10 protein-coding genes are annotated in these 14,518 nt (G+C 44.6%); 3 read left to right on the top strand and 7 right to left on the bottom strand.

Annotated elements, in window-relative coordinates:
* The first annotated feature begins 4 nt into the window (after positions 1–4).
* Positions 5–1,273, top strand: a complete 1,269-nt coding sequence (locus KD145_RS06495; protein ID WP_212005096.1) for a thioredoxin fold domain-containing protein — start codon at positions 5–7, stop codon at positions 1,271–1,273.
* A gap of 78 nt (positions 1,274–1,351) precedes the next feature.
* Here KD145_RS06495 and KD145_RS06490 read toward each other — a convergent pair whose 3' ends face one another.
* The 7 genes from KD145_RS06490 to KD145_RS06460 form a co-directional block, all read right to left on the bottom strand.
* Positions 1,352–2,485, bottom strand: a complete 1,134-nt coding sequence (locus KD145_RS06490) for a TlpA disulfide reductase family protein (protein ID WP_249219748.1) — start codon at positions 2,483–2,485, stop codon at positions 1,352–1,354.
* Between the two features lie 19 nt (positions 2,486–2,504).
* Positions 2,505–4,103 (bottom strand): PKD-like family lipoprotein, encoded by a 1,599-nt coding sequence (locus tag KD145_RS06485; protein ID WP_212005095.1) that lies wholly within the window; start codon positions 4,101–4,103, stop codon positions 2,505–2,507.
* Between the two features lie 23 nt (positions 4,104–4,126).
* A complete protein-coding gene (locus tag KD145_RS06480; RefSeq protein ID WP_212005094.1) occupies positions 4,127–4,849 on the bottom strand; it encodes a DUF4843 domain-containing protein in 723 nt (240 codons plus the stop codon).
* Between the two features lie 43 nt (positions 4,850–4,892).
* A complete protein-coding gene (locus KD145_RS06475) occupies positions 4,893–6,383 on the bottom strand; it encodes a RagB/SusD family nutrient uptake outer membrane protein (RefSeq protein ID WP_212005093.1) in 1,491 nt (496 codons plus the stop codon).
* 59 nt (positions 6,384–6,442) lie between these two features.
* Complete coding sequence (locus KD145_RS06470; RefSeq protein ID WP_212005092.1) at positions 6,443–10,006, bottom strand: SusC/RagA family TonB-linked outer membrane protein; 3,564 nt, start codon at positions 10,004–10,006, stop codon at positions 6,443–6,445.
* Positions 10,007–10,112: 106 nt separating this feature from the next.
* Positions 10,113–11,360, bottom strand: coding sequence for a FecR family protein (locus tag KD145_RS06465; protein WP_212005091.1), 1,248 nt, complete (start codon positions 11,358–11,360; stop codon positions 10,113–10,115).
* Positions 11,361–11,428: 68 nt separating this feature from the next.
* On the bottom strand, positions 11,429–12,025 hold the full coding sequence (locus KD145_RS06460; RefSeq protein ID WP_212005090.1) for an RNA polymerase sigma factor: 597 nt from the start codon (positions 12,023–12,025) through the stop codon (positions 11,429–11,431).
* A gap of 154 nt (positions 12,026–12,179) precedes the next feature.
* Here KD145_RS06460 and KD145_RS06455 point away from each other — a divergent pair, with 154 nt between their 5' ends.
* Both KD145_RS06455 and KD145_RS06450 read left to right on the top strand, forming a co-directional pair.
* Positions 12,180–12,968: an AAA family ATPase gene (locus tag KD145_RS06455; protein ID WP_212005089.1), complete on the top strand. Its 789-nt coding sequence runs from the start codon at positions 12,180–12,182 to the stop codon at positions 12,966–12,968.
* A gap of 80 nt (positions 12,969–13,048) precedes the next feature.
* A complete protein-coding gene (locus KD145_RS06450; RefSeq protein ID WP_212005088.1) occupies positions 13,049–14,503 on the top strand; it encodes an aminoacyl-histidine dipeptidase in 1,455 nt (484 codons plus the stop codon).
* Positions 14,504–14,518 lie beyond the last annotated feature (15 nt).

The following is a 14,518-nucleotide window of genomic DNA, read 5'->3' as shown; positions in this document are numbered from 1 at the left end:
TCGTATGTACAAACCGCTAAAATCATCTCCCTGGAAATTATTCCTTTATAGTCTCCTTCTGATAGGCTTGCCTGCCGCAGCCCAGGACAAAGGAATACATTTTGAACATGCACTCAGCTGGCAACAGGTAAAAGCCAAAGCCAAAGCGGAAAACAAGTTTATTTTTGCCGACTGTTATACCACCTGGTGCGGCCCCTGTAAAATGATGAGCCGCGATGTTTTCCCGCAGGAAGAAGTAGGAGCGTTTCTTAATGATAAATTCATCAGCGTAAAAGTGCAGATGGACAAGACCGCCAAAGATGAGGAATCCGTAAAACGCTGGTATAAGGATGCGGAAGCCATTGGTAAGGAATATAACGTGATGGCCTATCCGACGTTCCTGTATTTTTCTCCGGAAGGTAAACTGGTGCACCTGGTAGTAGGCAGTGACAGTGCTGCCGGCTTTATAGCCGCTTCTGCCAAAGCATTGCAGCCCGAAACGCAGTACTATACCCGAATGGCCGCTATGGCTAAAAGCGTGGTTAATCATCCGGACACCCTGAAAAAACTGGCCACAGATGCCGCTAAAAATTATGATGGCCAATACTCCCGTTTCTTTTCGTGCAAATACCTGCAAACGGTACCAGACCTCTTTGCGCCGGAAGTCATCCGGTTTATGGATGAATTTACCCATAGCAGCCAGGATACGGGCTTTATTATCTTCCGGAAAAATGCAACAAAGATTGATCAGGTAATGAGCCCGCGTTATGCAGAAAGTAAAGTGCAACAGATTATTATGGGGGAAGAAATTTATGCCGCAGGCCTGAACGAAAGCACCACACCGGATTTTAAAGCTATTCAGACCCGTTTGCAGCAAAAATACCCGGAAGTGGCCACATTGATCACCGAAAAATTCAGGTTGCAATGGTATCAGCATAGTAAATCCTATGATCTTTTTGAACAGGGCGTACAGGCGTTTATGAAACAATATGCCCATCAGGTAGACGCCTCAGAGCTGAACAGCTTCGCCCGCAGCCTGGGCCGTAATACCCGCGACACCGCAATGATACGGCAAGCGCTGGAATGGAGTGGACATGCTGTAAAAGAAAAACCGGAACCGGAATTTATCAGCACACAGGCGTTCCTGTTATACCGGCTGGGAGATACCGCTCAGGCCATCCGTTTGCAGGAAGAAGCCATCAGCAGGATCGAAGATAAAAAGGAAAATAAATACCAGATTGAATACCAGCAGAGGCTACTGGATAAGATGAGGAAAGGGGAGGAGATAAGGTAACGAACCGTTTTTAAAGAGAAGGGCGTCTCAGGTATTTATCCTGAGACGCCCTCTCTTTGCGGGTTTACGCCGGGATGTTTAAGACTTAAACAACTCAGCCAGTTTTTTCTCGAGGTCTTTACCTTTCAGGTTTTTTGCGATTATTTTACCACTTGGGTCTACCAGAAAATTCTGAGGTATATATCTGATACCATACATCCGGCCAACTACATTATTCCAGCCTTTCAGATCGGATACCTGCTGCCACGTTAGTCCGTCGTGTTTGATGGCATTCAGCCAGTTGGTATGGGATTTTTCGTCATCCAGGGAAACGCCCAGAACCTCGAAGCCCTTATCATGATACTTTGAGTAAGCCGCTAACACATTGGGATTCTCAGCACGGCAAGGACTGCACCAGGAAGCCCAGAAATCAATCAGCACATATTTACCTCTGAAACTGGTCAGTGCTACAGGCTGTCCCGTTGTATCATTTTGCGTAAATTCATGTGCGGATGCACCAATAGCCGTTGCTTTCATAATAGCCAGGTCTTTTCCATAATCTTTTCCAGCCATACTGTTTTTTACATTATTGGAGAATGATTCATACAAAGGCGTTAAAACCTTATAATCCTCGATGGAGGTACCTAGTTTTTTCAATGCATCAAGTCCTGCAACGGATTGGGTATGCGTTTTAATAAAATTTAAATAAGCTGTTTTTTCCTCTTCTTTAATGGCATAATACTTTTTATCCAACACGGCCCGCACAGAAGAATCATTTTGTTTGTCTTTGGGCAGTGCATAATAATCTGCCATAAAGGCCTTCATCTGATCGGCTGGAGATTTTAATGCCGCCAGTAGTTCCTCCTGCTCTTTGTTAATGGCCGATCCCGTTATACCGGCATCAGGTAACGAATCCTTGCCGTTGATTTTTATATTACCTGGTTCCAGGTAAATTGCTCTTTGATGTACACCTTTGTCCTTCATGCCCGATCCCAGGTAATTGACAATAAGGGTCGCCCGCTTTGGTTCATCAATGTTTCCTTTGAATACAAATTTACCTTGTTCTATCATGCAGGAATCTGTTATGGTTTGATCAGCTGTACGATAATTCAGATAAGCCATTGCTGGTTTCGTTATTTCTTTTTTAAGGCTTCCATTCACGGTGAATTTCCCTTGCTGGGCAAACATTACACCTGGTACCATCATTCCTAATAGAAAAAAATTTACTTTCATTTTCCTTTGTTTTTAAAATTTATAAAGCCTGTAAACTGAATGCTGTTATCCGGCCAAATCCACCATAGGTTTTAATATAGTCCGGGTTGGTGACCAATCCGCCTATGCCCAGTATTTCAAGTGGTATGGTGATAATTTTACCTTCCTGGGTACTTTCATTGTAAGTGCTGAGCAGTAACAACCGGTTGGCCGATGAAAATGACATTCTCTGGCTCCAGTCGTCCGGCGCATTGGGGTTGGGGAGATACATACTTCCACCACCCGTATACATTTTCATACCGGTGATTTTTTCACCATTGGTGGTGGTGTATCTTAAAGTGGTGGTGCTTGGGCTACCCAATTCAAGGGTAGTAGCATAAACATGATTGTCTGTCGCATAAAACAACACCTGTTCCGCATTGGAGCAGGTATAAAATCTGGATTGTGCTATTTCAGGGTTATTACTCAGATCATTGACCATGATGCCCATTTTACCGGTAAGAGGTTCTGTCAATTTGATCTGATAGGCAAAATATTGGTCCTGGTCCCTTGTTTTCAAAATAGAAATGATTCTTCGATCGTATCCTTCCATCATTTGCAAACAGGTTTTATTGCCCATATTATTCGGATCGAAAGCCGGTGCCGGATCTGAAAAATCAGTTGGATTGAAACTCATCAACGGGTTACTCATTAATACCATCCGTGGCAACAATAAAAACCGGTTGTTTTTCTCATCATATAATATGCCCGCCGTTTTTGGGCTAGATACAGGATTCTGGAGCCCGCAAATTTTCTGACAACTATATCCCAACGCATCCGGTGCTAAAAAAGAGTATCCAAATTGTTTGTTTTCTCCATAACGACCATAGGCCTTCCCGTTATTGATAAGATACTGGTGCTGATTGATGGTAATGGCCGATTGAATTTCATCTGGTTTAATGATTCCGGGAGCCAGTACAAATAAGTCATTGTCCTTGCCTGACAGCTGGTAAGAGTTGGGATTAATTCTGATAAACGAATTGTCGGTTAAAAAAGTGATATCCTTGGTACTGTTATAACGCATATAGTTGAGCTGTTTTACGATACCATTCATCTTCTGGTTACCGTTGGCGCGGCTATAGGCGTTCTGAAAAATTCTGGTTGTTCCGCTATCTTTTATCAAACTGGAGGTAAAATTGAAAGCCATAATAAGGCTTGCGTCTGAAGTAGCTCCATCTCTGGTATCAGCCACTATCAAGCCTTCCCCGAAAGGAGAAATAACCTGAACAGACCAGGTGAAAATTGTTTTTAAATTAGTAGTGGTGTCTGTCACCCGCAGGATTAACGTGTAAGGGATAGGATCGGGCTTTTCTATAATCGAAGTATTCAGTCGCCTGGTTGTTCCCACCACTCTTTCGTATCCGCCATAGGCATTCATGGTCCAACTGTATTTCAGGCGACTGGAATCCAGTCCTGACTGGGTTACCCTGGGCATAAGCTGCAGGGTGTCAAACTGAAACTGTACCAATTGTGCCAGCATTCCGGCGGTATCTATTACAATCGGGTTGATTTTGTTGGTATCAAAAGTAGATTTATCCTTTACGCAGGATATCCCGAATGCTGCAACAGATAGGAGTATATAGTATATTAGTTTCTTCACGGTAATAAGTTTGAAGTTAGAAATTATGGCATCGACACTAACTGCCCTTTATACAAACCATCGTCGTGTGTCAGCGGACTGTCCGGGTGAGCCGCGTTATATGCCTGGAGTACTTCTTTTACCTGTAAGGAATAGGCCTGTATCTGAGCAGTACTCATCCACCAGGTCACAGGATCTGTTTTGGCTAATGTAGGTGAATAAGGAAAAGAAGACTTCCCCGTTGCCTTGATAATAAACTTATACCATGCCGTGGAAAAAGGCGTTCCAAAATAGTAGCGTAACCAGTTCCAGTTGATCGGCTGAATGATTTTCCCTGTCCAGCTAATCTGTATAGTAGCGCTGGGCATTGTATCCAGCGCTGAAGATGGCGTCAGCGAAAGTTTCAGTTTTATAATCGTTGTATCGATAAGGGCATTCCGCTTCAATACTATAGGAATCGTTCCGTCAACACTGTTCTTCGGCAGTGTCCCTGTCTTTAGTTCATACCAGTCTTTATTGGCAGTGGTATTGGTATCATTTATCACCTGCACATTAAAGGATCTGTCAGCGTCTTTTAAGGCGCCGGAAAGTTTAACAGGCAGGTAGATGACCTTGGACGTAGAGTCCAGGTCGGTCATAAAGGAATAGGAGTAGGTATTAAGTGTGAAATACAGTGAAGGGTCCGTATCCTGATATAATTTTATCTGCTCCTTTTTACAGGCTGTTATCAGCATAATACCTACGAGTGCAATTAATAATCTTTTCATTACAATCATTTTAATCATTATAAAACAAGGTATCAGCCAACTATTATTGCCCACTGCTCATATCCCGCTCGCGCTGAGGTATCGGTAAAATATAAATGGAATTATCCATCACTTTGGCCGTTCCGGGGATGTTGATATTACCCCGTCGTTTATAGAAATAGAACAACTGTCCTTCGCTTACAAATTCTTTTCTATACTCCTTTTGAATTTCAGCCGTCACGTCAGATTTGGTAAGCGTGTCAGGAAGTTTATAAAGAATGGAAATTCCTCTGTTGGTCCTTACTGTATTGAGATATGTAACCGCTGTTACCGGATCATTTGTTTCATTATAACACTCCGCCATGATATAATACATCTCCGGCAGGGTAATAATGGGCATCCGGTCTTTAAACGATGAATTGAGCACGTAGGTGAACTTCAGCAGGAGATAACTGGTAGGAGATATTTTTTTATACAGTTCCTTGTAGCGATAGTCTGATAAAGACATGCCAGGCTTGGTATTGATCTCATAAAGGTCATTGGCCACTGTTCCGCTATGTGCCAGTTGACTGTAATTTATATTTAAACCATCAGCCGCAAACTGGTCGATATATGGTTTTATGAAATCGTACATATTTTGTACGTTCAGTGAAAATATATGTTCTGTGCTAAAGGTATAGTCCTTATTTACCGGATTGGGATCGTTAATGGTACCGCCGTTAAATGTAACGAGGTTGCCCTGAGCTTTGGTAATCACTTCCTGAGCTGCCGCCATCGCTTTGTCGTACTCGCCCAGCCACAGGTATACCCTGGCCTGGGTGGCTCTGACCGCGAAATAATTGAACCTCATTTTCCTGTTATCATAGAAATGATCTGCATTCGGAATATCCAGACCATTTTGTGCACTCCTCGCAACACTTATAGAATCATATTTCGCCATTAAATCTGCTGCACGGGAGAGATCATTTTTAACGGAATCCAGGAATGCTTTTCCGGTAACCGGCGGCGTAATATTTTTGGAATAGCTGCTAACATAAGGAAGTGTTTTATTACTCAATCCGGCAGGGGTGTTCACCAGGTTGCCATAGCCATAAAGCCGGTATAGATCGAAATGCAGGAAAGCCCTTAGCCCCATCGCTTCTCCTTTTATTAAAGCATAGTTGGCAGGGTTCATACTGCTTTTCTTATCATCGATGGTGTTGATGATGTTGTTTAGATTGGCAATTGCATTATAGTTGGTGTTCCAGATATTATCTTTGGGGGTGATTACTGACAACTGATCATACTGATACAAAGAGGCATAGTAGTATGGATGAGTTGATCCGGGAATCGCGTATTGCTGGGCCAGCACATCTACAAATCCTACCGTACTCTCGAAACCGTAGGAGCTGGTGGAAGTCATCAGCAGATAAGCACCAATCAGGGCATCCTTATACCCCTGCTCTGATTTAAACAGTTCAGTAGAAGATATTTCTGACTTCGGTGTTACTGACAGCCATTTCTTACAGGAACAAAGGCTGAATACAGCTATAGTTAAAACTAATAATCGTTTCATGATAGTTGGTTTAGACTTCATACAATACAAGCATCTTTAAACAAAGAGTATCGGTGATACTAAAAAGTGCCCGACACTGAAAAAGAAAACTTTCTGGAGAATGGATAATCTGTTCCGCGTTCAACCGGAATAGACGATATGGTAAAAATATCGTTGGTATAAAATGCACAACGTAACCGTTGTAAACCCATTTGTTTCAGAAAGGCCCATCTGTAGAAGTCGTAAGAGAAGCTCAGCGATGCCAGTGACAGCTCATTTCTGTCCATTACAAACCGGTCGCTGGGCTGGGTGCGGATGAACTTCCGCGTCCAGGTACCATCCGGGTTTTGAATTTCCACGGAGCCCAGTGCTTTAAACGGTTTTATATCGCCGGGCTGATGCCAGGTGCTGTTCAATACGCGTTTGTCTACATTATAACTCATATCCGCATTTTCGACGCGGTCTACTAAAGTCTGGTTGTACAGCTGACCTCCGCATAAAAAGGTGAAGTAAGCGTTCACACCAAATCCGTGATATTCCCCGTTCAATCCGAATGTTCCGGATACTTTCGGCATATTATCTCCCACCACCACCTGATCGCTGGCAGAGTAGGTGTAGGTTTTGGTACCGTTTTTAGTCAAATATATCTCCTGACCATTCGCAGGATCGATACCCAGTGATCTCACAGCCCAGATGGCATCCAGGGATACGCCATTATAATATTTAGTAACGGTCGTGTTATTAAACCGGTCTTCTGAAATCTTGTTCTGCTGCTGATTATAAGCATCCAGCGCATTGGAAATGGATAGTATGATGTTCTTGTTGTGTATGGCTGATGCGGTCACGGAAAAATAAGATCTGTTCTTAGGATCTGAATAGATATTATATGACAGCACCGCTTCAATGCCTGTATTGCGGATTTTACCCAGATTTTCCTTTACACTGGAAAATCCGGTGGATGGAGGCAGTGTAAAATCCAACAGGGTATTTTGGGTAATGCTCTGATAATAATCCACACGTCCGGTCAGTTTCTTCCATATGCTGAAATCAACGCCAACGTTATAGTCCATTTTCTGTTGCCATCTGAGGTCTGGATTGGCCAATCCTTTTAAATACGCACCCAGATAACCCTGGTATATCTTATCCTGGATATAGGTATAGGTGGCGAGAGACTGATAGGAACTAAAGTTTTGCGATCCTGTTGAGCCAACAGATGCACGGAGTTTTAACCTGTCGAAAATATTCAGGTCTTCTATCCATTTTTCGTTCTGAATATTCCATCCTATGCCGGTGCTCCAGAATGAGCCCCAGCGGTGGTTTTCACCATACTGGGAAGAAGCGCTGGTCCTGAAAGAGGCATCTGCAAAAAAACGATTATCATAAGAGTAACTGGCTATGGACAGGAAGCCCAGATCTCTTGTAGTGCCTTCACTGCCGGTTGGCCGGTTCATGGTTTTACTATACTGCTTGGCAAACAGGATATCATTCATCCGGTCATTTTGAAAGCCCTCTGTATTGTAAACAACTTCCTCATAACTACGCTCGCTGACATTAGCGCCAACGTTCACAAATAACAGGTGTTTATCGCCGAAGGGCTTGTTATAGTTCATGTTAAAGTCTCCGGTGTATCTTACCTGGCCGCCTTCATTTCTTTTGTAGGAACCTTTTCTGAAAAAATCGTCACCAGTGTAATTCTGGAATTTCAAATGGTTGGCGGGATAAAATTCATCTGCCTGATTTTTGGTGTTGGTAAAACTACCTCTCAATAACATCTTTAAGCCCGTCATCAAATTGACTTCAGTATAGAAATTATCGATGAACTCTGTATAATTATTGGTCAGTTTGGTATTGAGCGTAGCGTTATATAAAGGATTCGGCGCATAAAAATTGGAGATAGTAGTACTGCCAACGTAAGGAATGATGCCGGTTTCAGCGTTCTGTTTCAGGTTGCCGAATTCATCATAGGGTGTCCAGTAAGGATTCATTTTAGCATACTCACCAAATGTTCCATAGGGGGAATCGCTGCTTTTACCATCTGTAAAGCTCAGGATGTTTCTGAACAGGAAATTTTTATACCGGTAAGACAAGGTAGCGGAAGTAGCAAATATTTTCCTGGAAGAACCCTTCATAACACCGGCAATGTTGTTATAGGAAAAATCAGCAAACAGTTTCAGATCTCTTTCCCCCAACTCAACTGATATCCCGTGTTTCTGGCCCAGCCCATTACGAAGTGGTTTGGACATCCAGTCTGTATTAACGCCCGAAAGCACTGTCTGCAGGCGTTGATTATATTGCTGGTCGAGTAGTAGCTGGGTCTGATAATTAGGTGCATAATCTGAAATCTGGGAATACATGCCGTACAATCTTTCTGCTTCCAGTTTTTCGGCTGCATTAGTAAGATTATAGCTCGATAAATCAGGTGTTTCTACATCCACACTGCCATTATAGGTGATGATAGCTTTATTGCCTGTATTTTTCTTTGTTTCAATTACCACCACGCCATTGGCGGCTTTCGCCCCATAGATAGCTTTAGCAGAGGCGTCTTTTAAAATGGTGATCGTTTCTATTCTGTTCATATCCAGGTCCACCACCTTTGTTAAACTAACCTCAAAACCATCCAGAATAAACAGGGGCTGATTGGGGCTATTGCCATAGTCTCCTTTCAGGTTGGTGACTGTTCCCTGAGGAAAAGAGGAATTCCCTCTGAGCATCATTTCGGGCAACTTATTGGGGTCGGAACCGAAACTGAGATTATTAAATATCATTAAAGAAGGTTCCAGTACTTTCAGGCTTTGGATAACATTTTTGTTGCTTACCTTCATGAGGTCTTCTTTGGTAATAGTGGTGGCTGCGCCGGTAAAAGTGTTAATATTTCTGTTGACAATACCTGTATTCACCACCACCTCCGACAGGCTGGAGATATTTCTTTCCAGGATTATTTCTATTTTTTTCCTGATGTCCTGTATAGTAACCGATTGTGTTTTAAACCCGATATTGGTGACGATCAGTACAGATCCTTTATGCACGCCGCTGAGTTTAAACTCGCCCTTTTCATTTGTCAGCGCCACCTGCTTCAATTCTTTTACTGCGATGGTTGTTCCTATCAGCGGTTCTCCCTTTTCATTCCTGACAAAACCGGTAACAGTGCTGGCAGTACTGGTATCTGTCTGGTTGTATGCCATTGCATTTTCCGAAAGATTGGGTGAAGGTTTTTGAATCAGCATAATCGTTTTACTCTTCATCTCGCAGTAAAACGACTGATTTTTGGATATAACGCCTAAAAAATCCTGCAGCGGAAGTTGCTGTACCGAAAGCGTGACCGCTTTACCAGACTTTAAAAGATCGATGTTGCCAAAAACAAGGTATCCGGTTTGTTTTTTGATAACGGCAAATACCTGTTTTAAAGGGATGTCCTTACCGGAAAGCGTAATGGTCTGGGCCCGACTACCCACGGCCTGCACGCTGAGAAAAGCGGCAGTCAATAAAAAAACGGTTAATTTCATCGCAATCCAATATGTTTTCTCAGTGAAACGATGGAAACCTGCCTTGCGACTTCGTCCCATCATTAACATCGTTTTCAGGAGGGTGCGGTGGCCATGTATGGCAATAGAGGTCCGCCTGCACCAGTTCACAGTTTTTTGCATACTTTGCAATTGATTTTGGTTTTAGCAAATGTGGTTCCTCACGTCTAATATTAACTAAGTCGTTTAACCGTCATGGGCCCTAACCGTGGCGGTTTTTTAGTTTGTATTAATTTTTTCCATTCATGACAATCAGCTTCCCGCCTCCTTCCATTCTGTATTTAAGACCTGCTTCAGCAAACATTTCCAGTAGGTCGCCTAAATTCATATTGCGGTCTACACCTCCGAAAAACCGGATATCCGGAATACCATTCTCATAAATCACTTTGATATCATACCATCGTTCCAGCTGACGCATGGCTTCTTCCAGTGGCAGGTCCTCGAAGTTGAAAGCCCCGTTTTTCCAGGCTATTATCTGATCAATATCAGGGCTGTCGATTACTTTTACGGATGCTGGGGTCGGGCTCCCTGTGATGGTTGCCGACACAGCCTGCTGGCCAGGTTTCAGGACAACAGCCACTTGTGAAGCACCGGCTGCTGCTACGCGTACCATTCCTTCGATCAGGGTGGTTTTGGCCGCCGCTTCATTGCTGTAAGCATTGATGTTGAAGCTCGTACCAAGGACCAGAATTTGCTGGGAGATGGTTTTAACGATAAAAGGTATTTTTTTCGCGGTGCCTTTGTTCGTGATCCTGGTTACCTCAAAGTAGGCTTCGCCGGATAATTCCACTATTCTTTCCTCGTTACTGAAAGTGGTGGGGTATTTTAAAGAACTGCCTGCGTTTAGCCATACCCGTGAGCCATCTGATAGTACTAAGGCATATTGTCTTCCATGCGGGGTGGTAATGGTATTATAACTTATTTCGCTGGCTTGTTGGGCGTCGTACAACAGTTGACCGTTGTTTAATACTACATGGGCCCCTTTCTGATTGGCGATTACACCATTATTCAGGCTGTCCAATACTAACTGACTGCCATCTGCCAGTGTTAATATGGCCCCCTGATGTCCGGGGGGCCTGTTCACCGGTAATGGTTGGGAAGCAGCTATCATGGTCTGTTTGTGATTATGCTGCAACCAAAAGAAGGAGCTGACGGTCAGTAAAACAAATATTATGGCAGCAGCCACCCATCTCCATCTGATCAGAAGATGTACCCGGGGGCCGGATGGTATACGATGCTGCTTATCAGTTAACGGCATTTTGTCGGCAGCCAATACCAACAACAATTCCTTATCAATGAACTCCCTGGCCAGATGCGCAGGTTGCCACTGTGTGGTTTGCAATAACTGTGTTACCAGGGTTTCCCATTGTTCTTCATTCGTATTATCGGTAAGTGCCAGCAATTCCTCGTACTCAGCTCCGGAGAGCTGCCGCTTTTTATATTGCTCCAATAAAAATTGAAACCGTTCAAGCTCCATTGCACTTCTGTCTTTGTCAATATAAAGTGCAACGCCGCGGCAAAACGTACTACTCCAAAGTCATTTTTTTATAGGATATTATAAAAAAAGTATATGTAGATAAGGGCATAACCTGCATCTTCCAGGTGTTCACGTATTTGTTTGAGGGCTATTACGAGGGTATTTTTAACGGTACTGACGGAAAGAGAGAGTTGTTCGGCAATTTCAGCGGGTTTAAGTCCCATTTCCCTGCTCATCAGGTAGATCCGCCGGCGTTGTTCCGGCATCTGGTCCAGGGCTTCCTGTACCAGTCGTTTTATTTCGCCGCCCTGCATGTGATGTTCGGGCGTAACTTTCACCTGTTCTTCAACGCTTGCATTGGCTTGCAGGGCCGTACGTTCCCGCAACAGGGTTTTACGTAATACCTCGCGGCATCTGCGGGTAGCGATGCGTAATAGCCATCCCTGTATATTCTCAACCGCTGCCAGTCGGTCCCTGTTCAGCCAGACCTGTATAAAAGTTTCCTGCAATGCTTCCTGCACATCGCTGTCATCCAGGGAAAAACGCTTTACCACAGAAAACAAAAAAGGATAATAATGAGCAAAAAGAACGCTGAATGCCCGCTCATCACCATTTGCAATATCATCCAGCAGCGCTCTCTCGTTGTGTAGTTGATTGAAAAACAAGGTATAGTTGGTTGGTGTTTTGATATTGCAAACTTATACAAAATAACACTAGGCAGATTAAAATACACCAGGCTAAAAATGAAAAAAAGTGACCGGAATTATTCTTGTTATACCCTTTTTTTATACCTTGTAGCGTCGTTTAATATTGCTTGTTATGCCTTTCCTTCGCTCTTTTTCCATTAACACTACAAGACAACATCCTTTTCCGTACGATGTGCCGGCTGTCAGGTTTGCCAAAGACATAGCCCTTGATAAACGGATCACTATTCTGGTGGGAGACAACGGCAGTGGTAAATCCACTTTGCTGGAGAGTATTGCACTTCATCTGGACCTCCCGCTGATGGGAGGGGACATCGGTATGCGGGAAGGCTTTGAGGCCGCAAGGACCCTGCAGCCCTATCTGAATATACAACAGGTCAGAAAGCCACTGAAAGGATTTTTTTTCCGGGCAGAAGATTTCAGCGATTTTATCTATAGCCTGAAACGTCAGCGTGACAGGAACAATATGCACCTGGAACCATTGCGCGGAGAGGTGGCCGATGCGGTGATCAATGAACTCAATGATGGAATGAACATGGCCCTGCGTGAGATGCGCCGCGACTATGGGGAGAACCTGCTGGCCTTTTCCCACGGAGAAGCCTATCTGAAAATAATAGAAGAAAAGATCTCCGACAATGGCATCTACCTGCTGGACGAGCCGGAAGCCGCGCTGTCGCCGCAAAAACAACTTGCTCTCATCTCCTATATCCTGGAGGTGCTGAAAAGTCATAACACACAGTTTATCATCGCCACCCATTCGCCCATCCTGATGGGCATCCCGGAAGCTCAGCTCTATGAGATACAGGGAGAGGGAATACAACCTGTTGAATACCAGGAAACGGAACATTATCGGATTACCCACTCCTTCCTGAGCAACCCCGGTTCCTATCTGCGTTATCTGTAGCATTTTGTGCGTTTCACAGGATTTATATACATTGCCAGCCGGATATTTATGCCACAACAATTTTCTTATAACAGCTTTACATGGAACTAACAACACTTGCCCCGCAGGCTTTATGGCAGCACTTCAGCAACCTGAATGCTATACCCAGGGCTTCCAAAAAGGAAGAAAGGGTGATCGCCTTTATGATGGAATTCGGACAACAACTGGGACTGGAAACGAAGAAAGACGCTGTCGGGAACGTGGTTATCAAAAAACCGGCTACCCCCGGAATGGAAGACCGGCAGACTGTCATCCTGCAATCACACGTGGATATGGTACACCAGAAAAACGGTGATACTGTATTTGACTTCGATACCCAGGGCATCGATATGTATATAGACGGCGACTGGGTAAGGGCCCGTGGCACTACCTTAGGCGCAGACAACGGCATCGGCGTAGCCGCCATCATGGCGATCCTGTCGGCCAAAGACTTACAACATCCGGCTATAGAAGCCATGTTTACCATCGATGAGGAAACAGGCATGACCGGCGCTATGCAGCTCGATCCTGCTAATTTCAGCGGCCGTATCCTGCTGAACCTCGACACGGAAGAGGAAGATGAACTGACCATCGGCTGCGCCGGCGGCCTGGACACCAATACCCGTGGCAGTTACCAGGAGGTAGCCGTTCCGGCAGGTTATACTGCTTATGCCATCACCATCAAAGGTTTGCTGGGAGGCCATTCCGGCATAGACATACACAGAGGCAGAGGCAATGCCAACAAACTGATGAACCGCCTGCTGTATAAAGCTAAACAGTCTTTCGACCTGGGCCTGGCCACCCTCGACGGCGGCAGCCTGCGTAATGCCATCCCCCGCGAATCCCGCGCTACAGTGGTGATACCTGGCACCGATAAAGCCGGTTTTGAAACGTTTATCCGTACGTTCGCAGCCGTGCTCACCGAAGAATACAAAACCATCGAAGCTGGTCTAACGGTAGAGGCTATCCCAACAGCCGCACCCGCGGCCATGATGGAACCAGCCTATTTCAGCAAGCTGCTGAATGCCCTTTATGCAGTGCCCAACGGCGTATTCCGCATGAGCCCCGATATTAAAGACCTCGTGGAAACTTCCACCAACCTCGCCAGAGTGATCGTAAAAGATGGTACGTTTACCACACAGTCCCTGCAGCGCAGCAGCGTGGAAAGCACCAAAGAAGATGTAGCCCTGGCCGTTAGAGCCGCTTTCGAAAATATGGGCTGTGAAGTATCGCAGACTGGTGGTTATCCCGGCTGGAAACCCAATCCGGATTCTGCTATCCTGAAACTGGTACGTTCCCTGTATAACGACCATTTTGATCATGTGCCAAAAGTGGGCGCTCTCCACGCTGGTCTGGAATGCGGTATCCTGGGTTCGCTGATGAATGGCCCCGATATGGTTTCTTTCGGACCCATCATCCGCGGTGCACACTCTCCCAATGAATGTGTACAGATATCCTCTGTAGGTCGTTTTTATGATTACCTGCTGCATATTCTGAGAGAGATACCGAAACGATAGTATTTAGCCCTTACC

This window comes from Chitinophaga sp. HK235, assembly GCF_018255755.1.
GTDB lineage: Bacteria > Bacteroidota > Bacteroidia > Chitinophagales > Chitinophagaceae > Chitinophaga.
The sequence above is the reverse complement of the archived record's forward strand: the minus strand, read 5'-3'. Positions and strand labels throughout refer to the sequence as shown.

What these genes read in the sequence shown, in the direction of transcription:
- KD145_RS06490 (WP_249219748.1), bottom strand. Translation starts at nt 2,485, where the DNA reads ATGAAAGTAAATTTTTTTCTATTAGGAATGATGGTACCAGGTGTAATG.
- KD145_RS06480 (WP_212005094.1), bottom strand. Translation starts at nt 4,849, where the DNA reads ATGAAAAGATTATTAATTGCACTCGTAGGTATTATGCTGATAACAGCC.
- KD145_RS06455 (WP_212005089.1), top strand. Translation starts at nt 12,180, where the DNA reads ATGCCTTTCCTTCGCTCTTTTTCCATTAACACTACAAGACAACATCCT.
- KD145_RS06465 (WP_212005091.1), bottom strand. Translation starts at nt 11,360, where the DNA reads ATGGAGCTTGAACGGTTTCAATTTTTATTGGAGCAATATAAAAAGCGG.
- KD145_RS06450 (WP_212005088.1), top strand. Translation starts at nt 13,049, where the DNA reads ATGGAACTAACAACACTTGCCCCGCAGGCTTTATGGCAGCACTTCAGC.
- KD145_RS06475 (WP_212005093.1), bottom strand. Translation starts at nt 6,383, where the DNA reads ATGAAACGATTATTAGTTTTAACTATAGCTGTATTCAGCCTTTGTTCC.
- KD145_RS06495 (WP_212005096.1), top strand. Translation starts at nt 5, where the DNA reads ATGTACAAACCGCTAAAATCATCTCCCTGGAAATTATTCCTTTATAGT.
- KD145_RS06470 (WP_212005092.1), bottom strand. Translation starts at nt 10,006, where the DNA reads ATGCAAAAAACTGTGAACTGGTGCAGGCGGACCTCTATTGCCATACAT.